This is a genomic window from Dietzia sp. SYD-A1 (assembly GCF_015356725.1).
Classification (GTDB): domain Bacteria; phylum Actinomycetota; class Actinomycetes; order Mycobacteriales; family Mycobacteriaceae; genus Dietzia.
In genome coordinates this window covers 1-6,346 of record NZ_JADDKI010000353.1, presented here as the reverse complement: position 1 = coordinate 6,346, position 6,346 = coordinate 1, and the positions used below count along the sequence as shown (strand labels likewise).

The following is a 6,346-nucleotide window of genomic DNA, read 5'->3' as shown; positions in this document are numbered from 1 at the left end:
CCTTCGAGGAGAGCGACCAGCTCGTCGTCGTCTACCGCTCCTTCCCCGACGCCGTGCCGGGCGCCGCCCCGCCGCTCCCGGCCGCGGTGCGCGGCGAGGCCTCCGGATGGCTCTGTCTCGACGGCGACGGCCGGTGGTCGAGTCACGGCGACGCCCCCGACCCCGTTCAGGTGGTGCGCGACCACGGCGCCGACCGACGCGACGACGCCCGGACCGACCGCCTCCCCCGCTGGTCCGCCCCGGACCGCGCGGCTCACCGCTCTGCTGTGGTCGAGTGCCTCGAGGCGATCCGGGCGGGCGAGGTCTACCAGGCCTGCCTGAGCACCCGACTGGACGGGCATCTCCGCGCGGACCCGCTCGAGACCTTCCTCGAGATCTCCGGCCACTCGCCCGCCTCACGATCGGCGTATCTCGAGGGCCCCTGGGGCGCCGTCCTGGGGTTCTCGCCCGAGGTGTACCTGGTTCGCCGTGGTGACCAGGTGCACTCCAGCCCCATCAAGGGCACGCTGGCGGCCGACCTCGACCCGGAGTTGTTGCTGGGGTCGGCGAAAGACGTCGCCGAGAACATCATGATCGTCGACCTGGTCCGCAACGACCTCGGGCGCGTGGCCGACGTCGGGTCGGTGACCGTGACCGACCTGCTCGCCGTACGGCCGGCACCGGGGGTGCACCACCTGGTCTCCACCGTCACCGCCCACACGACCGCGGACCACCCGGCACTGGTGGAGGCCACGTTCCCTCCCGCATCGGTCACCGGGACCCCCAAGGCGCGGGCTCGGGAACTGATCGCCGGGTGGGAGCCGCGGTCCAGGGGCCTGCACTGCGGGGCGTACGGCTTCGCCCTGGGCCCGGACCTCGAACTCGCGGTGGCCATCCGGACCCTCGAGGTCTCCCCCGACGGGCGCGTGGAGCTGGGCGTGGGCGGGGGCATCACCATCGATTCCGACCCCGACGCCGAATGGGAGGAATGCGTGCACAAGGCCGCGTTCACCTGGGGCGGCGGTCCGCCGCCCTGGTGACCGGCGTGGGCCGCGAGGCGTCGCGGGGTCGTCAACCCCGCGCGTCGACGACCGCCTGGTAGAGCTCACGTCTGGTCAGCGACGACCCCTCCGCGACCGTCGCGCACGCGTCCTTGAGCCGTTCACCCGCCTCGACCCGCTCTTCGACGATCTCCACCAGGTCCTCGGTCGTGGCGGCGGAACCGGGCGCGTCCGCCCCCTCGATCACCACCACGATCTCCCCGCGCACCCCGTCAGCGGTCCGGTCGGCCAGGTCGCCGAGCGTGCCCCGCAGGACCTCCTCGTAGGTCTTGGTGAGCTCGCGACACACCGCGGCCCGCCGACCCGGACCCAGTGCCTCCGCGGCCTCGGCGAGCGTCTCGGCGAGCCGGTGCGGTGACTCGAAGAACACGCACGTGCGCTCCTCGGCGGCCAGGCGGGCCAACCAGGTCCGCCGGCGACCCGCCCGACGCGGGGGGAAGCCGTCGAAGCAGAATCTGTCCACGGGCAGACCGCTGAGGACCAGCGCGGTCGTCACGGCCGACGGGCCGGGCAGACAGGTCACGGGGAGGTCCGCATCGATACACGCGGTGACCAGCGAATAACCCGGGTCGGATACCGCGGGCATCCCCGCATCGGTGACCACGGCCACCACGTCTCCCGCCCGGACGCGGTCGATCAACTGGGGGACGCGACCCGCCTCATTGTGCTCGTAGAAGCTCATGACCCGCCCCCGGATGGTCACACCGAGCGCGGTGGCGAGCCCCCGCAGGCGCCGGGTGTCCTCGGCCGCCACCACGTCCGCGGAGGCGAGCAGGTCCCGCAGTCGCGCCGAGGCGTCGCCCGGGTTCCCGATAGGGGTGGCGGCCAACACGACACGTCCGGACGTCATGCGCTCCAGACTATCCCCGGTCCGCGCCGACCCACTCGCCCTGCCCGTCTCCCCGACATCCGAAAGGCCCCCATTATGCTCGCCGTGTGACCCCGACCCCAGGCGTGCGATCCCCGGGCCGCCCGCTCCCGGTTCCGGACACCGGCCCGGTCGACACCCCCCGCGACTGGATGGCCACCGGCCTCATCCTGGTCCTGGCCTTCCTCTCCCGCTTCTGGGGTCTCACCTCCGCCACGGACGAGGGCACCCCGGTCTTCGACGAGAAGCACTACGCGCCACAGTCGTTCAGCATCGCGCAGTTGGGGATCGAGGAGAACCCCGCTTACGGCCTGGTGGTCCACCCGCCCGTCGCCAAGCAGATCGAGTCGCTCGGTGGTCTGCTCTTCGGCTACACGCCCCTGGGCTGGCGGTTCACCGCCGCGATCTGCGGCGTGCTGGTGGTGCTGATGGTCATGCGGATCACCAGGCGGCTGACCCGTTCCACTCAGCTGGGCCTGATCGCGGGCCTGTTGCTGTGTCTCGACGGGGTCACCTTCGTGACCTCGCGCATCGGCATGCTGGACATCTACCAGGTCCTGTTCGTCACCGCCGCCGCCGGCGCCTTGCTGGTGGACCGCGACCAGATGCGCGGCCGCATGCACCGGGCCGCTCTCGCCGGCCGGCTCCACCTGTCGGACTTCGGACCGCGCCTGGGCTTCCGCTGGTGGCGGTTCACCGCCGGCGTCATGCTGGGGTTGGCCCTGGGCGTCAAGTGGTCCGGTCTGTACTTCATCGCGTTCTTCGGACTCATGACCGTGGCGTGGGACTGGGCCCTGCGCAGCCGCTACGGTGTCCGGCGGCCACTGGCGGGCGCCCTCCTGCGGGACTCCGTGCCCGCCTTTTTCTCGCTCGTCATCTGGCCCGTCCTGATCCAGATGTTCACCTGGCTTCCGTGGTTCGCGAGTGAGAACTCCGTCTACCGGCACGTCGTGGGCACCAAGGTGGAGGACAACTGGCTGCCCGACTCCCTGCAGTCGTGGCTCTATTACCAGTCCTCCGTGCTGAACTTCCACTCCTCGCTCACCACCTCGGCGGGCAATCGGCACCCGTGGGAGTCCAAGCCGTGGACCTGGCCGATGAGCCTGCGGCCGATGCTCTACTACGTGGAGCAGGGCGAGGACGTCACCGGCTGCGGCCAGGATTCCTGCGTCCGCGCGATCATGCTCCTGGGCACGCCCGCGATCTGGTGGCTCGCGATCCCCGTCCTCGGGTGGGCGTTCTGGCGGGCGGTGATCTGCCGCGACGGCCGGTATGCGTTCCCGCTCGTCGGCTACATGGCCGGCTACCTGCCGTGGTTCCTCCAGATCGACCGCCAGATGTACTTCTTCTACGCCGCGGTGATGGTGCCGTTCTTCGTCATGATGGTGGCGCTGGTGCTGGGCGAGATCGCCGGTAGATCCGATGACTCCCCCCGTCGGCGGACCATCGGCCTGGCGATCGTGTGCCTCTACCTCGCGCTGGTGGTGGCCAACTTCATCTACATGCTGCCCATCCTGTCCGGGATGCCCATCACCCCCACGGAATGGAGCCAACAGCTCTGGTTGCCGTCCTGGCGCTGAGCCGATCTCCACCCATGCCGGTCCCCGCCGACGCCGGACGCGCATCCGGCAGGACGCCGTCGGCTCACCCGCCCAGCACCCTGTCGATGCTGAACCTGCCCGCGCCGACCGCGGCGATGAGCAGCACCCCCACCCCCAGCGCCACCACGAGCTCCCACCCGTTCTGGGTCACGAAGGGACCGTTGGTGGCGTGGACGAAGTACAGGGCCCCCGCCATGTCCACCGCCAGCAGGATCCCGGCCAGCGGGGTCAGGATGCCCGCGATGAGCGCGATCCCGGCGATCAGCTCGACCCCGGCGACGACCGCCGCGGTGACCTCCGGTTGCGGGATCCCGTACCCGGCGAACTGCTCGCCCACGCGGCCCAGTCCCAGGGTGAAGAACTTCTGCCACCCGTGGGCCACGAACACCGCCCCGAGCCCGATCCGGGCCAGCAATATCGCGGCGTCGTTGAGGGTCTCCATCCCCCTCACGGGAGGATTCCCTCGCCGGCCTTGGTGATACGACGGCTCAGTAGCTTCATCGCGAGGATATAGAGAGGTGGCGCGAACTTCTGGGCGGCGAACGCCAGCCTGATGTCCGGCGAGGTGTAGACGATGTAGCGCCCCTTGCGCACACCCTCGATCGTCTTGGAGGCCGCCACCTCCGGGGTGACGGCATGGCGACGGAACTGGTCCACGGTCTTGGCGACCTTCGGATCCGAGCGGTCCACGCCCGCGATCTCCACGGTCTCCACCAGCGGGGTGTCCACGCCGCCGGGGCACACCAGGTGCACGCCGATCTGGTAGGGCGCCAGATCGAACCGCAGCACCTCGGCGATGCCGCGGATGCCGAACTTGGCCGCGCTGTAGGCGGCGTGCCAGGGCAGGCCGAGCAGGCCCGCGGCCGACGAGACCATGACCAGGGCAGCGGGTCGCCGAGCGGCCATCATCGCCGGGACGAACGCCTCGACCACGTGGATGGTGCCCATGAGGTTGACCTCGACCATCGACCGCCACACGCGGTGCTCGAGGAGGTCAGGCCGTCCCCAGGCCGAGTTACCCGCGACGTGGAAGACCGCGTGCGGGGCGCCGTGGGCGGCGACGACGCCCTCGCCGAACCGCATCACCGCCTCGTGGTCGGTGATGTCCAGTGCCTCCGAGGCGAGCAGCGTGCCACCGGCGTCCCGGCAGGCACCCGCCGCCGAGTCCAGGCCTGCTGCGTCACGGTCCGTCAGCACCAGCGAGGCGCCCTCGCCCGCCAACCGGATCGCCACGGCGCGGCCGATCCCGCTGGCCGCGCCGGTGACCACGCAGGTCGTGCCGCGGTAGTCGGTGATCCGTCGCCTCGACATGTGGTTCCCTTCCGGCCCGAACCACTCGAGCGGGCCTCCTCGGGTTCCACCGTAGCGTCACGCCGGTCTCACGCAGGGGCGTCCCACCGCCGACGTGACCCGGGCGGTTGCCGGGAAGCCGGTGAGAGGCCGCCCGGGTCACCTGCGCGCGGGGATGGGCGGCACGTGCTCGCGCAGCACGCAGCGACTCCCGCTGTAGATCGTGGCCATGCATCTGTTGCAGTGGACGCACAGGGAGCGCCGACGGTCGTCGGCCTGCAGCGTGAGGGGCAGGTCGGGCTCGCGCAGCAGAGCGCGCCCCATCGCCACGAACTCGAAGCCCGCGGTCATCGCCTTGTCGATCGACGGCCGGTCGACGATCCCCCCGAGCAGCATCATCGGCAGACTGACGGCCTCGCGGATCTGGCGGGCGTCGTCGAGCATGTAGGCGTCGGTGTAGGGGTACTCCTTGAACATCCGGGGGCCGACGAGTTTCATCCCCATCTTGATGACCGGCGGCTGGGTGGCCGCGAACTCGTGCAGGGGGGCGTCACCCTTGAAGAGGTAGATGGGGTTGAGCAGCGAGCTGCCCACGGTCATCACCAGAGCATCCGCCGAGCCGTCCGCCTCGATCCACCGGGCGACCTGGACCGCCTCGTCGATCCAGAAGCCGCCGGGCACGCCGTCGTCCATGTTGAGCTTCATGGTCACCGCGATCCGGTCACCCATGGCGTCGCGGATGGCGCGGCCGATGCGGCGGGCGAACCGGGCACGGTTCTCCAGCGACCCGCCGTAGGAGTCCTTACGCTTGTTGAGCCGAGGGCTGAGGAACTCGCTGACCAGATAGTTGTGCCCGAAGTGCACCTCGATCGCGTCGAACCCGGCCTCGGCCGCGCCGCGGGCCGCGCGGACATGGTCCTCGACGATCCGGTCGATGTCCGCTTCGGTGCAGGCCCTGGTGAGCGACATGCCCGTGGGGGCCGGGATCCGGGACGGTCCCATCGCCGGCATCCGGGTGGAGGCGGAGTTGGCCACCGCCCCCGCGTGGCCGACCTGCGCGGACACGGCCGCACCTTCGGCGTGCACGGCGTCGGTGAGCTTGCGGAGCATGCCGCCGTCACTCATTCCCCAGTGGTACTGGTGCCGGTCGGTCCGACCCTCGGGCGAGGTGGCCAGGTAGGCGACTGTCGTCATGCCCACGCCGCCGCGGGCGTACTCGGCGTGGAACTCGATGAGTTCGTCGGTGACCCGACCCTCGGGGCAGCGGCCCTCGAAGGTCGCGGCCTTGACGATGCGGTTGCGCAGCGTCACGTTTCCGATCTTGGCCGGGCTGAAGACATCGGGGGCGGGGGTACCGGGTGAGAGGGGCATGGACGGACTATAACGCGTTTCAATCCGCCGTTCATGCGCTTTGGCCAGCAGTTTTGCACTGAGTGCAAAGCAGGTTCCGCGTCCGGGCCGGCCACCGACGGCCCCGGGGCGCCCCGCCGGGGCCCTACCGGCCACCCACCGGCGCGCTCAGCCCTGGGGGTTGAGCGAGGTGGAGT

Annotated in this window: 6 protein-coding genes; 2 read left to right on the top strand and 4 right to left on the bottom strand. The window is 70.8% G+C overall.

Annotated features, from left to right (window positions below; all coding sequences use genetic code 11):
- Positions 1-1,019, top strand: a 1,019-nt coding sequence (locus tag IY392_RS13605; protein WP_194861497.1) for an aminodeoxychorismate synthase component I, incomplete at its 5' end; no start/stop codon positions are given.
- A gap of 31 nt (positions 1,020-1,050) precedes the next feature.
- Here the strand turns inward: IY392_RS13605 and rsmI are convergent.
- Positions 1,051-1,890: a 16S rRNA (cytidine(1402)-2'-O)-methyltransferase gene (rsmI, locus tag IY392_RS13600; protein ID WP_107756955.1), complete on the bottom strand. Its 840-nt coding sequence runs from the start codon at positions 1,888-1,890 to the stop codon at positions 1,051-1,053.
- Between the two features lie 86 nt (positions 1,891-1,976).
- Between rsmI and IY392_RS13595 the strand changes: the two genes are divergently transcribed.
- On the top strand, positions 1,977-3,488 hold the full coding sequence (locus IY392_RS13595; protein ID WP_194861496.1) for a phospholipid carrier-dependent glycosyltransferase: 1,512 nt from the start codon (positions 1,977-1,979) through the stop codon (positions 3,486-3,488).
- Between the two features lie 64 nt (positions 3,489-3,552).
- On the opposite strand, the gene IY392_RS13590 is transcribed toward IY392_RS13595, so the two are convergent.
- From IY392_RS13590 to IY392_RS13580, 3 genes are all read right to left on the bottom strand, one after another.
- Positions 3,553-3,951 (bottom strand): DoxX family protein, encoded by a 399-nt coding sequence (locus tag IY392_RS13590; RefSeq protein WP_107756957.1) that lies wholly within the window; start codon positions 3,949-3,951, stop codon positions 3,553-3,555.
- Between the two features lie 5 nt (positions 3,952-3,956).
- Positions 3,957-4,820, bottom strand: coding sequence for an SDR family oxidoreductase (locus tag IY392_RS13585; protein ID WP_107756958.1), 864 nt, complete (start codon positions 4,818-4,820; stop codon positions 3,957-3,959).
- 138 nt (positions 4,821-4,958) lie between these two features.
- On the bottom strand, positions 4,959-6,170 hold the full coding sequence (locus IY392_RS13580; RefSeq protein ID WP_107756959.1) for an NADH:flavin oxidoreductase: 1,212 nt from the start codon (positions 6,168-6,170) through the stop codon (positions 4,959-4,961).
- Between the last annotated feature and the right edge of the window lie 176 nt (positions 6,171-6,346).

Coding starts and splice junctions, on each gene's coding strand:
- IY392_RS13580 (WP_107756959.1), bottom strand. CDS start 6,170: ATGCCCCTCTCACCCGGTACCCCCGCCCCCGATGTCTTCAGCCCGGCC.
- IY392_RS13590 (WP_107756957.1), bottom strand. CDS start 3,951: ATGGAGACCCTCAACGACGCCGCGATATTGCTGGCCCGGATCGGGCTC.
- rsmI (WP_107756955.1), bottom strand. CDS start 1,890: ATGACGTCCGGACGTGTCGTGTTGGCCGCCACCCCTATCGGGAACCCG.
- IY392_RS13585 (WP_107756958.1), bottom strand. CDS start 4,820: ATGTCGAGGCGACGGATCACCGACTACCGCGGCACGACCTGCGTGGTC.